We start from the raw sequence: 22,173 nt of genomic DNA, 5'->3' as shown, positions 1-22,173 counted from the left end.
GTCTTTTAGCGTCATCGCCCGCATCGTTTCGATAGCGTTTTCCGAGATACGGAGCTACAATCGAACTGTTGGAATCCCAAGGAATGGGATGGATTTCAAGGTCGCGACAAGGAGCGCCGCATGTCGGCTTTCGGGACCAGTATTCTTTTTGCCGCATGCCCTCCAGAGGGCCTGGATCATCTATCGAAGCAATATGGACCGAAACCTCGTAGGATCGCCATCCAAAGAAAGACGGTGAAGCGCGCGCATGTTTTTGAAGACTTGCGAAGCGGTACAAAAATGGTTCATACCAGCACTAGACGATTATTCCGCTCGCATCACCTTTCCTCCCGTGGGAAAGGCCGTTCACCGCGGAAACAGATCGCCCATGTAACAACCTCCAACGCCTTTCTGGAACGATCATGCCAACGCCGGTAGCAGCCATCGATATCAGACGCGATCTGGTCGGCCTTCTTCCGAAGCTTCGCCGCTTTGCAGTGACGTTGACTGGCGATCTTGCCGAGGCGGACGAGCTTGTTCAGAGCGTCTGTCAGCGCGGCATAGCCAAGTTCCATCTCTGGAACAGTGGCGGCAGGCTGGAGAGCTGGCTCTATACCATGGCCCGCCATCAATGGATCGATGAAGCGCGCCGTCACAAACTGCGCCCCGCCGCAAAGGGCAGCGCGCTGGAACAGGGCGAGCCGGCATCAAGTCATTTAAATCTGGTGGAAGCTGGCGAAGCGCATCGCCTTGTCACATCTTTGCCAGAAGGACTTGCCAGTGTCTTCCTGCTGGTCGATGTCGAGGGGCACAGCTACAAGCAGGCCGCCGACGTCCTCGGCATTCCTCTGTCGGCAGTGGCGTCAAGGCTCTCCAGTGCCCGCCTTTACCTTGCCTCCCAGGGGCATAGTCGTTCGCCTCGAAGGTTTTAAAGCATTGCAAGACATGAAAAAAACGCCGCTCGAAGTCCGTTTGTCCGCCTTCATGGATGGCGAGACGAGCCGCGAGGAAAAGGAAGAGCTGGAAAAGCTCATAGCTTCCGATGCGAATGCGCAGCGTATTTTCGATGAGCTGAGACATGGCTCCGATGTCGGCCGCAAGGCGTTCGACGAGGTTCTGAAGGAGCCGGTGCCGTTGGCGCTCGTTCGCTCCATCAAGAGCACTCAGCCCCCAAAGACACGCGAACCCTCGCCTCGCCTCAACCGGCAAACATTGAAGCTGGCGCCGACGGGCAGGCAGTCGCTAGCCGCGGCCCTCATCCTTTTCGTCGTCGGCGGCGGCATCGGCTATCTTTTCGGCATGCAGCCCGCTGACACCCCGGCAAGCCAGCCCCCGATCCCGACACAGGTCGCGCCGCGCACCTGGCTGGATGACCTTGCTGCCTATCACCGTATCTATTCCCGCCAGCCGCAGCATATGGTCGAGCTGCAGGCGAGCCAGCTGGACGAGATCGCCAAGTGGCTGGCGAGCACGGTCGGCGTCAAATTCAATTTCCCCGATCTTGCCGCGGATGGTCTGGTTTTCCAGGGAGCCCGCATGTTTGTCGCCGGCGGCAAGCCTGTCGGCCAGCTGATCTACAAGAACCTTGACGGCGATGTCATCGCCATCTGCTTCATCAAGACGGACGGCGTTGCCGACGACGATTTCAACGAGACCATCAAGGACGATATCAGCATCGTGTCCTGGCGTCGTAATGGCGCGACCTATGCGATCGTCGGTCCCTCCTCGGATGCGATGCTCGACCAGATTGCCAACCGGGTCTCCTCCGAAATCTGACAGGTCTCCCACCCGCTTTGCAGCTTGCAGCCATTGGTCGGTCGATGGATAATGAGCGGCGGTAATCGCACCGATCCGATAGTCTTGCTGGAGTTTCGATATGTCTGACGTCCTGCTGACCATTCCTGAAATCGACAAGCGTATCGCGGCGATACGGGAAAATCTTCGCGAACTGATCGAACAGGCAGCTGCCTTCTCCGGCGCGGCCGACGAAGAACGGACATCGGAACGGATAGCCGATCAGGAAGAAGAGCTCGAGCGCCTGACGAAGCAGCGCGACGCGCTCTCGCAGAACAAGAGCTGAGTCAAAGCCGATCTGATGACCAAGGGTGCGGCGGATCACGGCACAATTGCTGATGACAGCCGCATCGACATACCATACAAGAGTTGCAGCGACCAATGAGGAGAGCACTTTGATGAAAAATAACGGCACCGGAAACCACCGCTGAAAAGCAGTGCCGTTAAGGGCTGCTTTATCGGCCCGACCATCAGATTGCTATCATTCGCCCGTGGAGGGCACTCATGTTTCGTCGCTTCGAAGAGCTTGTCGATCCGTTTCAAGATCACGACGAGCCGCAACCATCATTCAATGCCTGGCGCTACCTCCTAGTCAACCTTCGCCCGTTTCGCTCGGTCATGGCGATGAGCCTCGGTTTGACCGTGATCGGCGCCATCATCGAAATCTGGCTCATCGGCTATTCCAGCCAGCTGGTGGACAATCTCGCCGTCGCCCGCCGTGAGGATTTCTGGGCATCCGAAGGGCTGGGCCTGCTCGCCGCGGCCATTCTCGTCCTGGTCGGACGGCCGCTCGCCGGCTATCTCCGGGAAGGCCTGGACGACATCGCATTCCGGCCGAATGCCGAAACTTTGTTTCGCTGGCGGGCTCACCGCCATGTCCTGCGGCAATCGGTCGGCTGGTTCCGTCAGGATTTTTCCGGCCGTATCGCCAGCCAGGTGCGCGACATAGGCACTGCGGCAACGGGTGCAGCCTATCAGGTCCTGCACACGCTTTCCTTCGTCACGATCTACGTGGCCGGCTCGCTCTGGCTGATGGCCTCGATCGATCCGCGCCTGATCTGGCCACTCGCTGTCTGGCTCCTCTGCTATCTCGGCCTGATGGCCTATGTCATCCCCCGGCTGCAGAAAGCCTCCGCTCGATATCAAGGAAGCTATGCCGAACTGACGGGTATGCTGGTCGACAGCTATGCCAATATCGATGTCATCAAGCTTTTTGCCGATGCAAAGGTGGAAGACAAAGAGGCCCGGCGTCGTTTCGCTCTAACTCGGGAAACATTCGTTCGGGTGCAGAGGCTCGAAGTGCTTGTCAATTCGAGCATGCTGTTTCTCGGCAGCTTCCTGATCGTCGCGCTCGTCGGTTATGCGGTCGTCCTCTGGCAGTCCGGCGGCGCACCGCTCGGGCTGATCGCGGCATCGCTCGCTCTGAGCTTCCGCATAACCGGCATGGCCGAATGGATGCTGGATGCGGTGTCTTCGCTCTTTGCCCATCTCGGCGCCATGCGGCAATCGCTGTTGACCGTTTCGCAGCCGCTTGCCATCACGGATGCGCCGAACGCGAAGCCGCTTGCCGCAACGAAGGGTGAAATTGCCTTCCGGCAGGTCACACATCACTACGGCAAGGGAGACGGCGGATTGGACGGCGTTTCCCTGCGAATTGCGGCAGGTCAAAAGGTCGGCCTTATCGGTCGCTCCGGCACGGGCAAGTCGACGTTGATCAATCTGCTGCTGCGCTTCTTCGATGCGGAAGCCGGCACCATCGAAATTGACGGGCAGGATGTTCGGCAAGTGACGCAGGATAGCTTGCGCCGACAGATTGCCGTGGTCGGCCAGGAGGCATCGCTCCTTCACCGATCCATTCGCGACAACATCGCCTATGGCAATCCTGACGTCACGGAGGATGCGATCCTCGACGTCGTCGAAAAGGCATCCGCAAGCGACTTCATCGCAAGACTGAAGGATATGGAAGGACGCACCGGCCTCGATGCCCGGGCCGGCGAGCGCGGCGTCCAGCTCTCCGGCGGTCAGCGTCAGCGCGTGGCGATCGCGCGGGCCATCCTCAAGGATGCCCCGATCCTGGTGCTTGACGAAGCAACCTCCGCCCTCGATTCGGAAGTCGAAGCCGAGATCCGGGATACGCTTTACGGCATCATGGAAGACAAGACCGTGATCGCCATCGCGCACCGCCTGTCGACCATCGCGCGCATGGACCGCATCGTCGTGCTCGATCGCGGCCGCATCGTCGAGGATGGCACGCATGCGGAGCTGATTGCCCTGAACGGCATCTACGCAACGCTGTGGTCGCATCAATCCGGCGGCTTCATCGAAAGCGACGAGCCGGTTGCCGACTGACGCGCAATGAAAAGCCCCCTCGACAATCGAGGGGGCTTTTTAAATCATAGCCGTAACTAAACCTGAGCCTCACACCGCCTTGATGGCAAGCACGCGGTTTGCTGCCGAGACGATCGCTTCGAGAGAGGCGGCAACGATGTTGGTGTTGATGCCGGCGCCGAAGAGCTTGCCGCCCGGATAGGAGATCTCGACATAGGAGATCGCGGCAGCATTGGAGCCGTGCTGAAGCGAGTGCTCGGAATAGTCTTCGACCGTCATCGGCACGCCGAGATAGATCGAGAGCGCGTTGATGAAGCCGTCGATCGGCCCGTTACCCCTGCCCTCGATACGCTTCACTTCACCCTTGTCGGTGATTTCGGCCGCAACGATGCGCTGCCCCTTGTGCTCGGGATCGGCGAAGGTGTGGTGATCGACGAAACGAAGCCGCGCGTCCGGCTGCGTCACGTAACGCTCAATGAAATGCTCGTAGATGCGCTTGGAGGGCAATTCCTTGCCTTCTTCATCGGTGATGCGCTGGATTTCCTCGCGATACTCCACCTGGAGATTGCGCGGCAGGTTCAGGCCGTAGTCCTGCTGCATGATATAGGCGATGCCGCCCTTGCCGGACTGCGAGTTGATGCGGATGATCGCCTCATAGGTGCGGCCGACATCCCGCGGGTCGATCGGCAGATAGGGCACTTCCCATACCGGATCGTTGGCAACCTTGGCAGCCTTCATGCCCTTGTTGATCGCATCCTGGTGCGAGCCGGAGAAGGCCGTGTAGACCAGTTCGCCGACGTAAGGATGACGCTCGCCGATCGCCATCTGGTTCGAATATTCGAAGACTTCCTTCATGCGCTCGATGTTGGAGCAATCCAGCTCTGGATCGACGCCTTGCGTGAACATGTTCAGCGCCATGGTGACGACGTCGACATTGCCGGTACGCTCGCCATTGCCGAACAAGGTGCCCTCAACGCGGTCGGCGCCTGCCATCAAGGCCAGTTCGGCGGCGGCGATGCCGGTGCCGCGGTCGTTGTGCGGATGCAGGGAGATGATCAGGTTTTCGCGGTTGTCGAGATTGCGGCACATCCATTCGATCTGGTCGGCATAGATGTTCGGCGTCGCCATTTCGACTGTCGACGGCAGGTTGATGATGAGCTTGTTGTCCGGCGTCGGCTTCACGACGTCGATGACGGCGTTGCAGATCTCCAAAGCTACATCCAGCTCGGTGCCGGTGAAGCTTTCCGGCGAATATTCGAAACGATAGCCGCCGCCGGCCTTGGCCGCCATGTCGGTGATCATCTTCGCCGCATCGACGGCGATCTGCTTGATGCCCTGCACATCCTTGGCAAACACCACGCGGCGCTGCAATTCGCTGGTGGAGTTATAGAAATGCACGATCGGCTTGTTGGCGCCTTCCAGCGCCTCGAAAGTGCGGGTGATCAATTCCGGACGGCACTGGACGAGAACCTGCAGCGACACGTCGGCGGGCACATTACCATGCTCGATGCACCAGCGGGCGAAGTCGAAGTCGGTCTGCGAAGCCGAGGGGAAACCGATCTCGATTTCCTTGAAGCCCATGTCCAGCAACAGCTGGAACATGCGCGCCTTGCGGTCATGGCCCATCGGATCGACGAGCGCCTGATTGCCGTCGCGCAGGTCGACCGAACACCAGACCGGCGCCTTGGTGATGACCTTGGACGGCCACGTCCGGTCGGGAATATTGATCTGGGGATAGGCGCGGTATTTTACCGTTGCGTCTGGCATGCCTTTGGGGGAATGGCTGTTCGCGTCCATGGTCTCGTCTCTTCCTTTCCCGTCATTTTATCCCGCGTCTTAGCCGATCGAATGCGGCTTGGCGATGATAAATGCGGACCCTTTGCGGGTGAGCTGTCGATTTTGGGGTAAGTCGCGAGGAGCGATGGCCAGCGGGCTTTTCGGCCGCCGGGCGCTCCTCAAAGGACCCGGCAACCGCGCGTAAGGCCGAGGAGGAGAAGCGAAGTGAGGGCGCGCGTATTGTCACGCAGGGCAACGCGCCCACGTGCAATCTGTTCGGAAATCTTTGCGCCAGTCAACTTCATGGCCGCGCTTATAGCCGCCGGATCATAAAGAAGCAACCCCCTGCTCACTTCTTCAGCATCTGCACGCCGCGCGACAGCGCCATCATCAGCCCGCCGGCGATCAGCCCCCAAAAAGCGCCGGAGATCCCGCCGAAGGAAACGCCCGATGCCGTCACGAGAAACGTGATGGCCGCAGCCTCCCGCGATTCCGGCTGCTGGAAGGCGTTCAACGCGGAGTTGGACAATGCACCGACGAGTGCTAAGCCAGCAACTGCCTCGATCAGGATCGGCGGCGCGAGCGCGACGAAAGCTGTCACGGCACTCGCCAGCAATCCAAGGATGACATAGCCGATGCCAGCAATGATCGCCGCCCAATAGCGCCGTTTTGGATCGGCATGCGCATCTTGCCCGGCGCACATCGCGGCGGTGATCGCCGCGAGATTGACGGCATGGCCGCCGAATGGAGCGGCAAGCAGCGAGAACACGCCCGTGACGGCAAACAGCGGACCCGGCTTGGGATCGTAATCATGCACCTTGAGCACGACGATGCCCGGTATGTTCTGCGACGCCATCGTCACGATGAACAAGGGCAACGCGATGGAAACGATGCCGGCGAGCGTGAAAACCGGCTTCACTAACTCCACTGTCGGCAACAGCGAGTGCTCGATCGAGCCGAGCGCGCCGTCCGGTATCTTTACCCCGAAGGCCAGCACCAGGGCAAAGGCGGCAAGGGCCGCCGGCACCGCCCAAAGCCTCTTGAACGAGCCGACGACGATCCAGGCGAGGATGATCGGCAAGCCGAAGGCCGGATTGAAGGCGATCGCCTTCACCGGCGCAAAGCAAAGACCGATCAGGACGCCCGCAAGCATGGCATTGGCGAGCGGCGCAGGGATCGAAGCGACAGCACGGCCAAACGGGCGAAAGAGCCCGGCAACAACGATCAATATCCCACAGATGAGAAACGCCCCAACCGCCGCCGAAAAACCGCCCTCGATCGCCCCGCCGCTCGCCAGCAACGCCGCGCCGGGCGTCGACCAGGCGATGCTGATCGGCAATCTGGTGACTGTGCTGAGCACAATCGCGCAAAGCCCCATCGCGACCGAGAGCGCCATCAGGCCCGAGGCTGCCTGCGCGTCCGTGGCCCCAACCACCTGCAGCCCGTGAAAGACGACCGCGAAGGAACTGGCAAAGCCGACAAAAGCCGTGAGGCAACCCATGAACAGGCTTTGAACGGAGAAATCTTTGAGCATGGCAATGGAGACTCGAACGAGGGCGATTGAGACGGCATGGAGCATTACAAGCATCGGGCGTGCAAGTGCAGTTTCGGGCCAAAGTGGCTGCCGCACTCAGCAAACTGATCGCGGCATATATCCGCCGCGACTCAAATCGTGCATAATCGTGTATGTTGACTCTCTTGTTTATGCACGATATTGCAAATTTATGAGCAATCCACTCCCATTGTCCCGTCGTGACGTTATCGAAGCCCGGCTTGCAGAAGGGCGGCAGATCATTGCCGCATCGCTCGCTGCCGAATTCAACGTGTCAGAAGACGCCGTGCGCCGCGATCTGCGCGCACTGGCCGCCGAAGGAAAGTGCCGGCGTGTCTATGGGGGCGCCCTCCCGCTGCTCACGCTTTCGCAACCCATATCGGCGCGGATCGGACAGGAATCCGGTCGTAAGAGGGCCTTGGCGCAGGCGGCCGTCGCGATGATAGAGCCGGGCGAATTTCTGTTCATCGACAGCAGCAGCACCAATCTTGCAATGGTCGATCTTCTGTCGAAGGACCTCGACGTGACGATCGCGACGAATTCCATCGATATCGCCGGCGCCGTCATGAAGCGCGGCGATATCCCGCTCGTCCTGATCGGCGGCGCGGTCGATCCTGTCGTCGGCGGCAGCGTCGATGCCTCCGCCGTTGCCGCTGTCGAAGCCCTAAACATCGACCGCTGTTTCCTTGGTATCTGCGCCGTTTCGGCAAGAAACGGCATCAGCGTGTACGAACATGCAGATGCGATCTTCAAACGGACGCTGCTGAAAAGAAGCGCCGCGCGCATCGCCCTGATTACCTCGGAGAAATTTCACGAACGCGCGCCGCATCGCATTGGCGGCGCCGACGATATCGACCGGCTTGTTGTCGAGGATGACCTTCCCGCCGCAGACGAAAGAGCGGCTGCCGATGCCGGCTTCTCGCTCGTGAAGGCGAGCGACGTCACCTCATCCTCCTGATTCTCGAAGGACAAGAAATGACCATGCAATCCACGGATCGGCCGGAAACCCGGCTGGCAACACGACTCGCCTTTCTGGTGGCGGGGTTTGCCCTCGCCTGCTGGGCTCCCCTCGTCCCTTTCGCCAAGGCTCGCCTCGGGGTCGATGATGGCGTCCTCGGCATATTGCTGCTTTGCCTGGGCCTCGGCTCGGTAGCGGCGATGCTTGCGACCGGCATGTTGAGCGCGCGCTACGGCAGCAAGCCGATCATCATCGTGGGCGGTCTCGGCCTCGCGCTTGTCTTGCCGACGCTGGCCGTGGCCAACACGCCATTCACCCTCGGCATTGCGCTCGCCGCCTTCGGCGCCTGCCTGGGATCGCTCGACGTCGCCATGAACATCCACGCCGTCGAAGTCGAGAAAGGCGCGGACCGGCCACTGATGTCCGGCTTCCATGCGCTCTTCAGCATCGGCGGTTTCATCGGCTCCCTGCTCGTCACCCTGCTTCTGTCCGTCAAGGCCGGACCGCTCGTCGCCACGCTCCTCAGCTCGGCCGTGATGGTCATCGCCATCATCGTCGCCTGGCCGCGCCTGCTCCGAACGGTTCAGTCGGAGGATGCGCCGCTCTTCGTCATGCCCCGTGGCTTCGTGCTGCTGCTGGCGGCCCTCGCGGCCATCACCTTCCTGGTCGAGGGCGCCATCCTCGACTGGAGTGCCCTGCTTTTGACGATGCAGGGGCACGTCGACGCCAGCCATGGCGGCCTCGGCTACATGCTATTTGCAATTGCGATGACGGCGGGCCGCCTGAGCGGCGACGCCATCACGGCAAGGATCGGAGACAGGGCGATCATGCTATGGGGCGGCGTGATCGCAGTGGCAGGCTTCGTCGTCCTCCTCATCAGCCCGATCGCGATCCTTGCGATGTGCGGTTTCCTGCTGATCGGCCTCGGCGCTTCCAACATCGTCCCCGTGCTGTTCCGCAAGGGTGGTGCGCAGACGGTCATGCCGGCAGGCCTGGCTGTCGCTGCAATCACTATGTGTGGATATGCAGGCGTGTTGATCGGGCCGGCCAGCGTGGGCTTCGTGGCAAACCATATCAGCCTACCCGGCTCCTTCTGGATGCTCGCCATCCTGCTTTGCGCCGCGCCTCTTTGCGCCGGCATCGTGACCCGCACACAGGATCGGGAGGAAACCGATGCGCATCGCTCATACAGCTCTCTGGACACGTGATATCGATGCCACTGCAGCATTCTGGACCAAATATTTCGGGGCGAGTGTCGGCGCGCCCTATCACAGCCAGCGCCGTCGCGGCTTCACCTCCCGCTTCGTGCAATTGCCTGAGGGCCCGGCCCAGATCGAACTGATGACCGGCCCCTGGCTTGCAACCGACCCCTATGGGGAGCGCATCGGGTGGGATCATGTTGCCATATCCCTCGGCAGCAAGGCAGCCGTCGATGCCCTGGCCGAGCGATGCAAAACGGATGGCTGCTTGAAGTCTCCGCCGCGCATGACCGGCGACGGCTTCTATGAGGCGGTCATCGTGATGCCGGACGGCACGCCGATCGAGGTTACCGCTTAGGGAGTGCCATTCGCACCACAAGCGATTTTCAAGCTCGCTGCTCTTTGGAACGTTGCAACCTCCCGGGCAGCGAAAAGCTGGCGGCGGACTCCTCCGTCGCCAGCACCCGGCGCACGATGGAAAACTGTAGGGCAAAAGATATCGATACCTAGGATTGGGAGCCAATTCCCTCGACGACAATACGGATGATGTGCCTGATCTCATCCGCACTGAACGATCCGACGGCCAGAGCCGTCAACATCGCCTGCCCATAAATGCCGAGCAGCACCAACGACATGAAATTGATATCCTCATCCCTCCGAATAACGCCCTGCCGCTGGCCAAGCATGAGAAGATCCCTGACCAACCCTTGGAAGGACGGCCGATCCGAAGGCGGCTCCCGCGACGGCCTCTCGGCAGGGGCAAGCGCCAGCTTCGCAAGCGATGGATTTGCCAGGCACCATCTGGCGCTGTCGAGAAAAACCTGTTCGAGCAGGACAAAGACATCCTCGTTCGCGTGCATGCGAGCGCGATAGATGGCGTCGCCCGCTTCCACGCGCGCAATCAGCTGTAGGGCGATATCCTCCTTCGAACCGAACAGATTGTAGACCGTCTTGCGCGTGAGCCCTGCTCGCGAGGCGATTTCCTCGACAGAGGTATCCGCAAAGCCCAATTCCCGAAACGCCATGTCAGCAGCATCGAGAATAAGCGCGCGTGATCGTTCCGTTCGCTTCAGTCTTGTCATTTTTATACGTTAGTGTAAATTTATACACATGTAAACTTATGACATCAAACAGGGATGGCATGAAAATGCCCGCAATCCTCAAGGAGTTCGGTCCCGACATCTGGATAGCGGATGGCCCAATCGTCGCGGCCGCCGGCGGCTTTCACTATCCCACCCGCATGGCTGTCATCCGACTGGCTCGCGGGAGCCTGTTTTTGTGGTCGCCGACACAGATCTCGGATGGACTTCGCGCAGAGATCGATGCCTTGGGCGACGTGCGATATCTGATCCCGCCCAATTCACTTCATCACGTTTTCCTTGGTGATTGGCAACGGATCTATCCGGATGGCAAGACGTATGCGCCGCCTGGTCTGATGCAAAAGCGCGGGGATATTCGATTTGACGACAATCTTGATGAGACTCTGCAACAGGACTGGGCAGGTGAAATCGATCTGGTCGTCATGCGCGGCAATCTAATTACGACGGAGGTCGTATTCTTTCATCGCAGGAGCGGAACGGTACTCTTCACCGATCTCATCCAGCACTTTCATCCACAATGGTTCAAAGGCTGGCGCGCACTTGTTGCCAAGCTCGACCTTATGGTTGGTCCCGAACCTTCCGTGCCTCGAAAGTTTCGCGTCGCATTTACCGATCGCCGCGCGGCACGCGCATCCATTGAGCGCGTTTTGGAATGGCCGGCGGAAAAGGTGCTGATGGCCCATGGCGATCCGATCACCGAAAATGGGCAGGCCTTCATCGCCCACGTGTTTCGCTGGCTCACACGTGGCTGAACGTTGCGATTGGCGGCCGGAACGGAAAACGCCCTCGCCTGCCTTCCGGCAAGCAAGGGCGCTCAATTCAGTCAGGCAGATCCGCTAGATCAGATTTCCGCCTGCGAAGTCACGATGCGAGAAACCAGGCCATACGCCTTGGCTTCCTCGGCGGAGAGCCAGTAGTCGCGGTCCGTATCCTTGGCGATGCGCTCGACCGGCTGGCCGGTGGCTTCCGAGAAGATCTTGTTCAGGCGCTCGTTCATCTTGATGATTTCGCGTGCCTGGATCTCGATGTCGGAGGCCATGCCGCGCGTGCCGCCCGACGGTTGGTGCAGCAGGAAGCGCGTGTTCGGCAGGCAAATGCGGCGCTCCTTGGGAGCGGAGACATAGATCAGCGCTCCGGCGGAGGCGACCCAGCCCGTACCGATCATCCAGACCTTCGGCTTGATGAACTTGATCATGTCGTGGATGGAATCGCCTGATTCGACGTGGCCGCCGGGCGAATTCACGTAGATGCGGATGTCGTCGTCGCTGGCGGCGGAGAGCGCGACGAGCTGCGAGCAGACCTTCTGCGCCAGCTCCTGCGTGATACCGCCATAGATGAAGATCGAACGCGACTTGAAAAGATTCGCCTCCGCGTCCTTGCCCAAGGGCTGCTCGGTCTTCTTGTCTTCCTGTTCGTCTTCGTCGTTCATTCAACTCTCCAGCATGATGCGTCGTTCACCGCACATAGTGCGACTCAATGCGTAAAACAATGCCGGAAAAAGACAAGGCGGGAATAGCGACTGACAACATGGTGTTATGGTTGCGGATTACGGAAATGTAACTTGAACGGCTTTGAAAAGCCGAGATTTGATCCTACGTCAGGTCAGCGCGGTGAAACATCGCGCCCCGAATTTACAGCACGGATAGCCAAGGAGGCCATCATGTCGCCTGAAGAACGTCAATTGCTCGCCTCTCTCTTCGATCGCGTGCGCGGCGCTGCCAGCACCCAGCGCGACGAGGATGCAGAGACCTTCATCAATCAATCGGTCCGGGACCAGCCCTACGCGCCTTATTTCCTGGCGCAGGCCGTCATCATGCAGGAACAAGGCATGAAGGCTGCCGCCGATCGCATCCAGCAGCTCGAAGCCCGCGTGCACGAGCTCGAGCAGCAGGGCGCCGACAATCATCCGCAGGGCCAGAGTGGTGGTTTCCTCGGCGGGATCGGCTCGCTCTTTGGCGGCGGTCAGCAGCAGCGTGCCGCAGCACCACAGGGCGGCAATCCGCAGCAACAGGGCCGCCTCTATGACGATTATGCCCGCAACGCACCGCAGCAACAGCAGCCCGGCCCATGGGGTGGTCAGCCGCAGCCGTCAGGCCCGTGGAGCCAGCAGGCAGCAGCACCTTCCGCCGGCGGCAGCTTCCTGCGCGGTGCGCTCGGCACGGCAGCCGGCGTCGCCGGCGGCGTGATGCTGGCGGAATCGCTCTCCAGCCTCTTCAGCCCGCATCTCGGCGGCACAGGCGGCGGTCTCTTCGGCGGCAATGCCGGCAGCGGCCTCTTCGGAGGCGCGGCAGCCGAACAGCCGGTGCAGGAGACCATCATCAACAACAACTATTTCGGCAATGACGACAATAGCGATCAGAGCGCTGCCGATTACGCCCAGGACGCTGCGCAGGACGCTCAGGACGACGACTATGACGATTCGTCCGACAACAGCGACGACGACAGCTCGTTTGCCTGAGCCTGAGCCGCAACGACATTAGGAGAAAGCCGCCATCCCCGGATGGCGGCTTTTTCGTTCAGCCTCGGCCGCGATAGGGCTGGACGCCCTGATCCGGCAGCCACACGCCTTCCGGCGGCTTACCGGTCTGCCAGAAGACGTCGATCGGAATGCCGCCGCGCGGATACCAATAGGCACCGATGCGCAGCCACTTCGGCTGCAACAGATCCACCAGACGCTTGGCGATATAGATCGAGCAATCCTCGTGGAAGGCACCGTGATTGCGGAAGGAATGCAGAAAGAGCTTCAGCGACTTCGATTCGACAAGCCATTCGTTCGGAATGTAGTCGATGACGATATGGGCGAAATCCGGCTGGCCAGTCATCGGGCAGAGCGAGGTGAACTCGGGCGCGGTGAAGCGCACGACATAGTCGGTGCCGGCATGGCCCGAGGGCACCTTCTCCAGAACCGCTTCTTCCGGATTGCTGGCGGCTTCGGTCTGGTTGCCGAGCATCGACAGGCCGGACACATCGGTCTTTGGCATCTCAGGTCTCCTTGATCACTTTGACGCGGATACCATGGGCCTTCTCGCCCTCCGGCTCCACATGAATGGTTATTTCGGCGCCCGCATGGATCGCCCGTATGGCATCTTCAAGGCGGTCGCAGATGCGATGCGCTTCGCGCACCGGCATGGCGGCAGGCACGACCATATGGAAATCGACGAAAGTCACCGCTCCTGCCCTGCGTGTCTTCAGATCATGCACGCCGAGCGAGCCCTCCGCATTCCTCGCGATCGCATCCTTGATAACGGTCTCTTCGGCCGGCAGCACAGCCTTGTCCATCAATCCGTCGACGGAATGGGAGATGACCTTCCAGCCTTGATAGAGGATGTTGATGGCAACGAGAATGGCGAGCACCGGGTCGAAGATCGGATAGCCGCTGCCGATCGCCAGGAGCAAGCCGATGAGGACACCGACCGACGTATAGACGTCGGACATGATATGCTGACCGTCTGCCGTCAGCGCCGGCGAGCGGTGTGCCCGGCCAGCGCGGATCAGCGTCACAGCCCAAACGGCGTTGATAACGCCGGCGACGAAGTTTATGGCGAGGCCCAGCACCGGCGCCTGGATCGGCTGCGGATTACCGAGATGCCCCACCGCTTCCTGCACGATCATCAGCGCGGCGACGACGATCATGACGCCTTCGGTAACGGCGGAAAGATATTCCGCCTTATGGTGGCCGAACGGGTGATCGTGATCGGCTGGTTTCTGGGCATAGCGGATGACGAAGAAGGCAATAAAGGCCGCAACGACATTGGTCAGAGATTCCAGTCCGTCGGATAGAAGAGCCACGGAGCCCGTCAGCCACCAGGCCAGCATCTTCAGCCCCATGACGCCGAGCGACAGCGGAATGCCCCAGAGGGCGAGCCGCCTGATCGTATCGTTTCCTTGAGCGCTCATGCCCTTCTCCAGTGTCCCGCGCCGTGCTTATGCGAATGAATTGCAAAAAAGGCGCCGTTGAAATGCAAAACCGCCCGCGCGAATTTTCGCGCAGGCGGTTCATTGACGGTCCATATGGGGCACAGCGCCGAGTTTGTCAAAGGACGTAATCCTTTTTCGCATCACGAACTGTTCTCACCACTCGGGCCAACCAATGCACGATTGGATCATCCAAGCCCGAAGGATGGAGAAGGCTCCGCCTGGATCGCCGCTGCGAGGTGATTGTAAGCCTTCGCGATCACCTTGGCCGCCGTGCCTCCTGAGAACGCTATTGAATTCCAGACAACTGTTGCGATCGCGCATAGCGCGTGGGTGGAAGCCCAACGGAACGTGTGAAGGCAATACTGAATGCGCTGGCGGAACCGTATCCGATGCGTTCGGCGATCTCCTTCATGCCGCCTTCGTTATTCAACAGCATGTTCTTGGCGAGCGCCATGCGCCACGAAATCAGATACTCCATTGGCGAGACGCCAACCGCACGGCTGAACCGCTCGAAGAAAGCGGAACGGGAAAGACCAGCCGACTTGGCAAGCTCGGTTACGGTCCATTGCCTGCTCGGATTCTCATGCATCTGGCGGAGCACGATACCAAGACGTTCATCCGCAAGGCCACGCACGAGGCCGCGCGGAGTTCCCATTTCTGCGATGGATCGCAGCGCCTCGATCAGCAGCACCTCCAGCAAACGCTCGAGAATGACGTCACGCGCGGGGCGTTGCGCTCTCGTCTCCTCCCGCACGAGCTGGACCAGGGTCGTGAAGCGCGTTTCGCCGCGAACGTGGATGAGACGCGGAAGCAGCGAGGCCAGGAGCGCGGCATCCGGGGATCGGAACGTGCAGTGACCAACGAGCGATCTGACATCGGGCACGCCATCGGGATCGCCGTTTCTGACTTCACCATTGGGAAGCACTGTGTGCCGTGTGTCGCCACGCTCCTGCAGCGCCAGAGTTGCGCTCGACATCGAAAAGTTGGTTGCAGAAGGGATCAGGACAAAATCCCCGGCCCGTAGAATGATCGGCTCGTGGCCTTCGGCTGCTAAGCGACAGCAGCCTTCCAGTATGACGCTATAGAATGGCTGTCCGTTGTCCGAGCGGTTGACGCGCCAGCGGCCTGCTCCGGTGGCGAGCTTCGATCGGGATGCACCCGGCTGGAGCAAGGCGACAACCTCGGCAAGTGGGTCGGACAAATCAGGACTCCTGAAAGCGCATTACGGACTTTTGATTATAGATAATCCGGCCATCGAAACATACATTTTTCTGAGCCAATCGTTCAGGAGCATTCATCATGACGCATGATAAACGCATAGCGCTCGTCACCGGCGCAAATCAGGGCGTGGGCCTTCAAGTCGCAAAGGAACTCGTGGCGAACGCCGTCACCGTGTTCGTCGGATCGCGCGATCTCAAACGTGGCGAGGAGGCAGCCAGGGAAATCGGCGCTGGCGCGATCCCAATCCAGCTCGACGTAACGAACATCGACTCTATCGCCAACGCGGCAAAGCGGATTGGTGACGAATTCGGACGCCTCGACCTGCTCGTCAACAATGCGGCAATCTCGAATACGAGGAAGGGGAACTTGTCGCTCGAGGAATATGTCAAGGTCAGCAAGGCGAGCAACGTCTCGCTCGATGAAGTCCGCACGGTCTGGGAGACCAATGTGTTCGGCGTTCTTGCCGTCTATCAGGCCATGCTGCCGTTGCTACGCCTGTCATCGGACGCTCGCATCGTCAACGTATCGAGCGGCGCCGGATCGCTGACAGCCAATGCCGACCCATCCTTCCCGCACCACGCGTATTTCGGTCCCGTTTATCCGGCATCGAAAGCAGCTCTAAACGCGATCACGCTTGCCATGATGATCGAGCTGGAGGAGACCGGCATCAAGGTCAATCTGGTATCCCCCGCCTTCACAAAGACGAACCTCAACGGATACCAGGGCACCGAGTCCGTGGAGGATGGCTCGCGCGAGGTCGTGCGTGTCGCGCTACTTGGGCCGGACGGTCCCACCGGAACCTTTACTCGCTGGGAAAACACCACAATTCCGTGGTGATACACAGACGCTCATCCCATATCCAGAATTTCGGTTTCTGGTCCAACGCAGCAGGCGGCGGCTCACGTCAGCCGCTGATGCATAACGGACATTAGAGCGGTCATCAGGTAGCCACACGGTATTTGCCACATAATGGCGCGATTATGCGCGCCTATGAAAAATCGTGCTGGTAGTTTCGCTTCCGATCCAGCACTAAGCCCTGCGTCAGCCCGACATGCGAATGTCAGCGGCATCGGCCGACGAGCCGCCGTTCTTGATGAAACCATGGTTGAATATGTCTGCTCTTGACGATCGCCCCGATGCCAGCGCCGCCGATACCTCTGTGAATATGTCGGATCATCTGGTGGTGGCCGGCGCTTTTTCGGAAGGAGAGCGCAACGCCGTCTACCGCGCCATCGAAACGCGGCGTGACGTGCGCGACCAGTTTCGGCCCGATCCCCTGCCCGACGGTCTCGTCAGGCGTCTGCTCGAGGCGGCCCATTCGGCGCCATCGGTGGGGTTCATGCAACCATGGAACTTCATCCTCATCCGTCAACCAGAGACACGCGAGCGCGTGTGGCAAGCGTTCCATCATGCCAATGAGGAAGCCTGCTCGATGTTCGAGGGTGATCGCCGCGCGCAGTATCAACGGCTGAAGCTGGAAGGCATCCGCAAGGCGCCGCTCAGCATCTGCATCACCTGCGACACCAGGCGCGGTGGCCCGGTCGTGCTCGGTCGCACGCACAATCCGGACACCGATGTCTATTCGACCGTTTGCGCCGTCCAGAACCTCTGGCTTGCCGCAAGGGCCGAAGGCGTCGGCGTCGGCTGGGTCAGCATCTTCCATGAAGACGCCATCAAATCGATCCTCGGCATACCCGAGCACGTGAAGATCGTTGCCTGGCTCTGTGTCGGCTATGTCGACGAGCTCTACGATATGCCTGAGCTCGCCGTGAAGGGATGGCGTGACCGCCTGCCGCTCGACAAGCTCGTCTTCGAGGAAGGCTGGCAGGATTGCAAGGACATGTAAGAGCTGCCGCTGCGCGGCAACCCTCGACGGATCAGGGCGTCACGATCTGAACGTAACAAACGAGACGACGTTGCCGTCCGGGTCGCGCACATGGAAATCCGTGCCGCCCCAGGCTTGTTTGGTGAGCGGCTGCGCGAACTCCACGCCTCTGGCTTTAAATTCCTCGAACAGCCCCTGGACATTCGAAACCTCGATCGAAGCGAGAATCAACGACTTCTCCTTTGCAGCCGCCGCGGCAAAATAAGGTTCGTGGACGAGCCGCAAGTGAATCCAGATTCCGTCGCGCGACACCGCCCCATAGAACGGCGGAGACCCATGCAGGAAATCCGCTTCGAAGCCCAGCTTCTCCCGAAAGAAGGCGGCACTGGCGGTCACATCACGTACGAAGAGTATCGGAATGACGCTCTTGAAGATCGGCGGTTCCGCCGAAGTGGGCGGCATCTTCGCCGCATCCACCGCGACGGCTTTCAACTCCGCCCAGCTCTTGTGACCGGCTTCGACCGCAACAATCTCCTGCGCCAGCGTCAGAGGGAATTTCATTGCCAGAATCTCGCGATCCGTCAGCGTTTTGAAACGGTCGAGCGTTCGCACTCTTCCGCCGATGGAATAGTCGCGTTCACGGTGCCAGCGCATCAAGAGCTTGGCTTGTTTACGGTAGGTATCGAGGGTTGGCATAGACGGACTCCTGCTGAGTGATATCAGCGGGCAGGCCTAGCCCTTTCGGCCTAATGCCGATGTGCCCCACAGGAACGCTCAAAGACTAGTTTACAGCCTGCCATAAGTCAAACAAAGCTAAGGCAAAGCGTGGCTTGCGGCAAAACGCTCATCCTCATTGTGCAAGCGCAGCGACCAGCGCAGCATGAAAGGCAAGGACGTCCAAAGGCCAGAGGTCAATCCCGCCTGCCGGAGCGCGGCGGCTGTCCAGGTATTGCATCCCATCAACGCGTTGAAATATCCCCGCGCCTCGAAGAACGCATCGTTCGGGCCGTAGTTGCTGCCAAGCAGAGGCACCGGCCCATTGTCGGCTTGTTCGAAGCTACCGAGAATGAATTGCTTCAGCCGCTCAAGGCCTTCCGGATTGATGTTGATCACCGTCACAACAGGCGCATCCAGCGGAATATCGCCCGCCAGCTCCGCATGAATGACGGAACGGTCGAGACCGAAGCTTTTAAGCACAGGTCCGGGCTTCAAATCGGCCCAGGTCGGCGTCTCGATGTAGAAACTCCGGCCACCCCAGCCGAAGACGAGATAGCGCAGGTTGGGATTGTCGAGATCGAGCCCGGCCGTCCGCAGGAAGGCGAAACGAGTGAGGAGATCGCCGTCGACGGGAATGGCAATATCCGTATGGATCGGGTTGCTGAGCATGAGAATCTGCCAGTATCGCTCCGCTTTCGCGGCCGACGCATCATGCCAGAGCGGACGCGGCACGACGATGCCGAGGCCGACCAAGAGCACAGCGGCAAGAATGGCGCAGAAAACACCCTTGAATATCTTTGAGATCACCGACTGAAAGCCCCCGTCAACAATCAATCTCTTCAGCGATTTGTTGGTTCCTTCAAGGCATAAAAATAATCCCATGCACTCTTACCGAGTGCATGGGATTATCGAACGTCCAGGCGAAAAACGCCCGCCTCAGGCGGCCTTGGTCTTCACCCGCCGCGCCAGATGCGCCACGACATTCTCGATCATCCGCATCCCTGCATCGCCGCCGAGCGTCATGATCGATTCCGGGTGGAACTGTACGGCCGCGATCGGCTCCTTCACATGCTCGATGCCCATGATCGTGCCATCTTCGCTCTCGGCCGTGATCATGAATTCACGCGGCAGGCTCGACGGATCGGCAAAGATCGAGTGATAGCGTCCGACCGTGACCTCGCGGCCGAGGCCGGAGAAAACGAGGCCCGGCTCCAGCACCCGGATGCGCGACGGCTTGCCGTGCATCGGGATTGCCAGATGGCGCAATTCGCCACCATAGGCTTCGGCGAGCGCCTGCAAGCCCAGGCAGACACCGAAGATCGGCAGGTTGCGCGCCCTCGCCTTCTTGATGGTCGCCTTGCAATCGAAATCCTTCGGATTGCCGGGGCCTGGCGACAGCACGACGAGATCCGGATCGAGCCGGTCGAAGACCTCCTCCGGCACCGGTGTACGCACGGTCGAAACCGTCGCGCCCGTCTGGCGGAAATAATTGGCAAGCGTGTGGACGAAGCTGTCCTCGTGGTCGACGAGCAGGATCTTCACGCCCTTTCCGACGGAAGCGACGTCACGTTGCTGTTTGCCGGAATTGCCGGTCTTGGCATCACGGATGGCGGAAAGCATGGCGGAGGCCTTCAGTTCGGTTTCGGCTTCTTCTTCCTCGGGGATCGAGTCGTTGAGCAGCGTCGCGCCAGCCCGCACCTCAGCGATGCCGTCCTTGATGCGAACGGTGCGCAGCGTCAGGCCGGTATTCATGTCGCCATTGAAGCCGACCATGCCGATCGCGCCACCATACCATGCGCGCGGGCTCTTCTCATGGCTCTCGATGAAGCGCATGGCCCAGAGCTTTGGCGCGCCGGTGACGGTAACGGCCCAGGCGTGGCTGAGGAAACCGTCGAAGGCGTCCATATCGTCGCGCAGGCGGCCTTCGATATGGTCGACCGTGTGGATCAGGCGCGAATACATCTCGATCTGGCGGCGGCCGATGACCTTGACCGAACCCGGCTCGCAGACGCGGCTTTTGTCGTTGCGGTCAACGTCGGAGCACATGGTCAGCTCCGATTCGTCCTTCTTGGAGTTCAGCAACTTCAGGATTTGCTCGCTGTCGGCGATCGGATCGTCGCCGCGCTTGATCGTGCCCGAAATCGGGCAGGTCTCGATGCGGCGGCCGGACACGCGCACGAACATTTCCGGCGATGCGCCGATCAGATATTCCTGATTGCCGAGGTTGATGAAGAAGGAATAGGGCGACGGGTTGATCGCCTTCAGACGCTTCGAAATGTCTGACGGTTTGCTGTCGCAGCGTTCCATGAATTTCTGGCCGGGCACGACTTCGAAGAGATCGCCCTTGCGAAAACTCTCCTTCGCCTTGACCACCAGCTCGGCATATTCGCCGGGGCGATGATCGCTCTTCGGCGGAATGGCATCGGTATGGTGGAAAGGCTCAGGCACAATCTCGCCGGACTTGCCTTCCGTCGATTGGCCGTCCTTGGCGAAATCGTAGCGGTCGATCCATGCCTTGGCGGAGTAGTTGTCGACCACCAGAATTTCATCGGGCAGATAGAGCACCATATCGCGCTGGTCGTCCGGGCGCTTGAGCTTCAGGCTGATGGCGTCAAATTGGAAGGCCAGGTCGTAACCGAAGGCGCCATAGAAACCGATGCTGGCATCGGCCTGGGAATAGAACAGCTCAGTGACCGCGCGCAGCACGGTAAAGACCGTTGGCATCTTCGAGCGTTCTTCCTCGGTGAAGACGCGATCCGGCGTCTTTACGGTGAGGTCGAGCCGACGCGGTGTCGAAGCGCCGAGAACGACCTCCGAAACGCTCTTCAACTTCTCCGCGATGAAGCCGAGAATGACCTCGCCGCGCTCGTTATAGGCATCGATCCAGACATCGCGACCATTACAGGAAAGACCGAGCGGCGGATCGACGACAGCGGTATCCCAACGCGTATAGCGGCCGGGATATTCGTAGTTCGACGAAAAGACCGCGCCGCGGCGTTCGTCGAGCTTGTCGATGTATGACGATACGGCATCCGCATAGGGCGTCGGCCGGCGCTGCCGGGTGACGGTGATGCCGCCCTTCGTCTCGTAGATTTCCGCACCATCATCCCGAAGGATCGTTACCATTGTTCCTCACTCCGTTGTCGGGCCCGGATGACAGGCGGCCAATATAACAAAAAAGCCGCCTCGAAATCTCGGGCGGCTCACTCGTCGTCTTTGAACACGATTGGTCGAGGCCGCCTTAGCGTGCCCACCACCAAACTGCAATGTTGTTCAAAGACGTGTTCATGGCGGGAATTGTTAGCGTGAGATGCCGCGATGCGCAAGCGGAAGATGGGAGGAAAGTTTCCGGCGGCGAAAAGGCGACCTCAGCCCGCTATCAATCATGACCGTCTAGGCGCGATCATCTCCGGAACTGCCGAGCTTCGGCAAAACCAGATCGCCCACGGTGTAGGTATGGAATTCGCTGGTCGAAACCTCGTTGAGCTTACGGAATTTCTCGACAAAGACAGGATCGGAGAAGAACTCGTCGACGTTGCCGGTATCCTTGATCGCCTCGATATTGACCACGGTCAGACCATCCGTGCTCTTGGCGAGATTGCTCCAGAGAAATCCGTCCTTCCGTTCGGCAACATAGTGGACAACATCCTGAATCAGCCGGAACGCCTCTTCTTGCTTGCCGGGATGAGCATGAATGACATTGACCACGAAGATGGTCGGCTGCGGTTGAGCGGAGAACTGTGCAGAGATCGTATCCATTGCGGTTCCTTCTTTGAAAAGCGGCATCGTTTGCTGCGCCGGCACTG

General features: G+C 60.0%; 22 protein-coding genes. 11 read left to right on the top strand and 11 right to left on the bottom strand.

What is annotated here, in order from left to right; all coding sequences use genetic code 11:
• The first annotated feature begins 401 nt into the window (after positions 1-401).
• From BJ928_RS18695 to BJ928_RS18680, 4 genes are all read left to right on the top strand, one after another.
• Positions 402-911 carry an RNA polymerase sigma factor gene (locus BJ928_RS18695; RefSeq protein WP_047632147.1) on the top strand — a complete coding sequence of 170 codons (510 nt, stop codon included), beginning with the start codon at positions 402-404 and terminating at the stop codon, positions 909-911.
• A gap of 4 nt (positions 912-915) precedes the next feature.
• The gene (locus BJ928_RS18690; RefSeq protein ID WP_047632149.1) at positions 916-1,755 is read left to right on the top strand and encodes an anti-sigma factor; all 840 of its coding nucleotides are present in this window, start codon (positions 916-918) and stop codon (positions 1,753-1,755) included.
• Between the two features lie 100 nt (positions 1,756-1,855).
• A complete protein-coding gene (locus tag BJ928_RS18685) occupies positions 1,856-2,059 on the top strand; it encodes a hypothetical protein (protein WP_047632150.1) in 204 nt (67 codons plus the stop codon).
• Between the two features lie 218 nt (positions 2,060-2,277).
• Positions 2,278-4,122, top strand: coding sequence for an ABC transporter ATP-binding protein (locus BJ928_RS18680; RefSeq protein ID WP_047632152.1), 1,845 nt, complete (start codon positions 2,278-2,280; stop codon positions 4,120-4,122).
• A 69-nt stretch (positions 4,123-4,191) separates the two neighbouring features.
• Here BJ928_RS18680 and leuA read toward each other — a convergent pair whose 3' ends face one another.
• Together leuA and BJ928_RS18665 are read right to left on the bottom strand one after the other, a co-directional pair.
• Positions 4,192-5,898, bottom strand: coding sequence for a 2-isopropylmalate synthase (gene leuA, locus BJ928_RS18675; RefSeq protein WP_047632153.1), 1,707 nt, complete (start codon positions 5,896-5,898; stop codon positions 4,192-4,194).
• Between the two features lie 328 nt (positions 5,899-6,226).
• Positions 6,227-7,411 (bottom strand): benzoate/H(+) symporter BenE family transporter, encoded by a 1,185-nt coding sequence (locus BJ928_RS18665; protein ID WP_120296633.1) that lies wholly within the window; start codon positions 7,409-7,411, stop codon positions 6,227-6,229.
• 190 nt (positions 7,412-7,601) lie between these two features.
• Between BJ928_RS18665 and BJ928_RS18660 the strand changes: the two genes are divergently transcribed.
• The 3 genes from BJ928_RS18660 to BJ928_RS18650 are packed head-to-tail and all read left to right on the top strand — an operon-like array spanning position 7,602 to position 9,944.
• Positions 7,602-8,387 carry a DeoR/GlpR family DNA-binding transcription regulator gene (locus BJ928_RS18660; RefSeq protein WP_047632155.1) on the top strand — a complete coding sequence of 262 codons (786 nt, stop codon included), beginning with the start codon at positions 7,602-7,604 and terminating at the stop codon, positions 8,385-8,387.
• A gap of 23 nt (positions 8,388-8,410) precedes the next feature.
• Complete coding sequence (locus BJ928_RS18655; protein ID WP_047632374.1) at positions 8,411-9,595, top strand: MFS transporter; 1,185 nt, start codon at positions 8,411-8,413, stop codon at positions 9,593-9,595.
• Positions 9,561-9,944, top strand: coding sequence for a glyoxalase/bleomycin resistance/extradiol dioxygenase family protein (locus BJ928_RS18650; RefSeq protein ID WP_047632156.1), 384 nt, complete (start codon positions 9,561-9,563; stop codon positions 9,942-9,944). The genes BJ928_RS18655 and BJ928_RS18650 overlap by 35 nt, the downstream gene beginning before the upstream one ends.
• Before the next feature lie 148 nt (positions 9,945-10,092).
• Here the strand turns inward: BJ928_RS18650 and BJ928_RS18645 are convergent, their stop codons facing one another.
• Positions 10,093-10,668: a TetR/AcrR family transcriptional regulator gene (locus tag BJ928_RS18645; protein ID WP_047632157.1), complete on the bottom strand. Its 576-nt coding sequence runs from the start codon at positions 10,666-10,668 to the stop codon at positions 10,093-10,095.
• 65 nt (positions 10,669-10,733) lie between these two features.
• On the opposite strand from BJ928_RS18645, the gene BJ928_RS18640 reads away from it, so the two are divergent.
• On the top strand, positions 10,734-11,438 hold the full coding sequence (locus BJ928_RS18640) for a DUF4336 domain-containing protein (protein ID WP_047632376.1): 705 nt from the start codon (positions 10,734-10,736) through the stop codon (positions 11,436-11,438).
• Between the two features lie 89 nt (positions 11,439-11,527).
• Here BJ928_RS18640 and BJ928_RS18635 read toward each other — a convergent pair whose 3' ends face one another.
• Positions 11,528-12,115, bottom strand: coding sequence for an ATP-dependent Clp protease proteolytic subunit (locus tag BJ928_RS18635; RefSeq protein ID WP_047632158.1), 588 nt, complete (start codon positions 12,113-12,115; stop codon positions 11,528-11,530).
• 231 nt (positions 12,116-12,346) lie between these two features.
• Between BJ928_RS18635 and BJ928_RS18630 the strand changes: the two genes are divergently transcribed.
• Positions 12,347-13,144 (top strand): DUF2076 domain-containing protein, encoded by a 798-nt coding sequence (locus BJ928_RS18630; RefSeq protein ID WP_047632159.1) that lies wholly within the window; start codon positions 12,347-12,349, stop codon positions 13,142-13,144.
• A 58-nt stretch (positions 13,145-13,202) separates the two neighbouring features.
• Here the strand turns inward: BJ928_RS18630 and queF are convergent, their stop codons facing one another.
• From queF to BJ928_RS18615, 3 genes are all read right to left on the bottom strand, one after another.
• Positions 13,203-13,667: a preQ(1) synthase gene (gene queF / locus BJ928_RS18625; RefSeq protein ID WP_047632161.1), complete on the bottom strand. Its 465-nt coding sequence runs from the start codon at positions 13,665-13,667 to the stop codon at positions 13,203-13,205.
• A gap of 1 nt (position 13,668) precedes the next feature.
• Positions 13,669-14,583, bottom strand: a complete 915-nt coding sequence (locus BJ928_RS18620) for a cation diffusion facilitator family transporter (protein ID WP_047632162.1) — start codon at positions 14,581-14,583, stop codon at positions 13,669-13,671.
• A gap of 307 nt (positions 14,584-14,890) precedes the next feature.
• Complete coding sequence (locus BJ928_RS18615) at positions 14,891-15,805, bottom strand: AraC family transcriptional regulator (RefSeq protein WP_047632163.1); 915 nt, start codon at positions 15,803-15,805, stop codon at positions 14,891-14,893.
• A 98-nt stretch (positions 15,806-15,903) separates the two neighbouring features.
• Between BJ928_RS18615 and BJ928_RS18610 the strand changes: the two genes are divergently transcribed.
• Both BJ928_RS18610 and bluB read left to right on the top strand, forming a co-directional pair.
• Positions 15,904-16,662 carry an SDR family NAD(P)-dependent oxidoreductase gene (locus BJ928_RS18610; RefSeq protein ID WP_047632164.1) on the top strand — a complete coding sequence of 253 codons (759 nt, stop codon included), beginning with the start codon at positions 15,904-15,906 and terminating at the stop codon, positions 16,660-16,662.
• Positions 16,663-16,990: 328 nt separating this feature from the next.
• Positions 16,991-17,671, top strand: coding sequence for a 5,6-dimethylbenzimidazole synthase (gene bluB / locus BJ928_RS18605; RefSeq protein WP_047632378.1), 681 nt, complete (start codon positions 16,991-16,993; stop codon positions 17,669-17,671).
• A gap of 39 nt (positions 17,672-17,710) precedes the next feature.
• Here bluB and BJ928_RS18600 read toward each other — a convergent pair whose 3' ends face one another.
• The 4 genes from BJ928_RS18600 to BJ928_RS18585 all read right to left on the bottom strand — a co-directional run bounded on the left by BJ928_RS18600 (position 17,711) and on the right by BJ928_RS18585 (position 22,126).
• A complete protein-coding gene (locus tag BJ928_RS18600; protein WP_047632166.1) occupies positions 17,711-18,346 on the bottom strand; it encodes a glyoxalase/bleomycin resistance/extradiol dioxygenase family protein in 636 nt (211 codons plus the stop codon).
• Positions 18,347-18,463: 117 nt separating this feature from the next.
• Positions 18,464-19,174 (bottom strand): TIGR02117 family protein, encoded by a 711-nt coding sequence (locus BJ928_RS18595; RefSeq protein ID WP_052227744.1) that lies wholly within the window; start codon positions 19,172-19,174, stop codon positions 18,464-18,466.
• Between the two features lie 129 nt (positions 19,175-19,303).
• Positions 19,304-21,493, bottom strand: a complete 2,190-nt coding sequence (locus BJ928_RS18590) for an anthranilate synthase (protein WP_047632167.1) — start codon at positions 21,491-21,493, stop codon at positions 19,304-19,306.
• Between the two features lie 267 nt (positions 21,494-21,760).
• Positions 21,761-22,126, bottom strand: coding sequence for an antibiotic biosynthesis monooxygenase (locus tag BJ928_RS18585; RefSeq protein WP_047632380.1), 366 nt, complete (start codon positions 22,124-22,126; stop codon positions 21,761-21,763).
• Positions 22,127-22,173: the final 47 nt, after the last annotated feature.

This window comes from Rhizobium sp. WW_1 (genome assembly GCF_003610155.1).
In the GTDB taxonomy this organism is placed as follows: domain Bacteria; phylum Pseudomonadota; class Alphaproteobacteria; order Rhizobiales; family Rhizobiaceae; genus Rhizobium; species Rhizobium tropici_A.
This window is presented reverse-complemented; position numbering and strand designations above follow the sequence as displayed.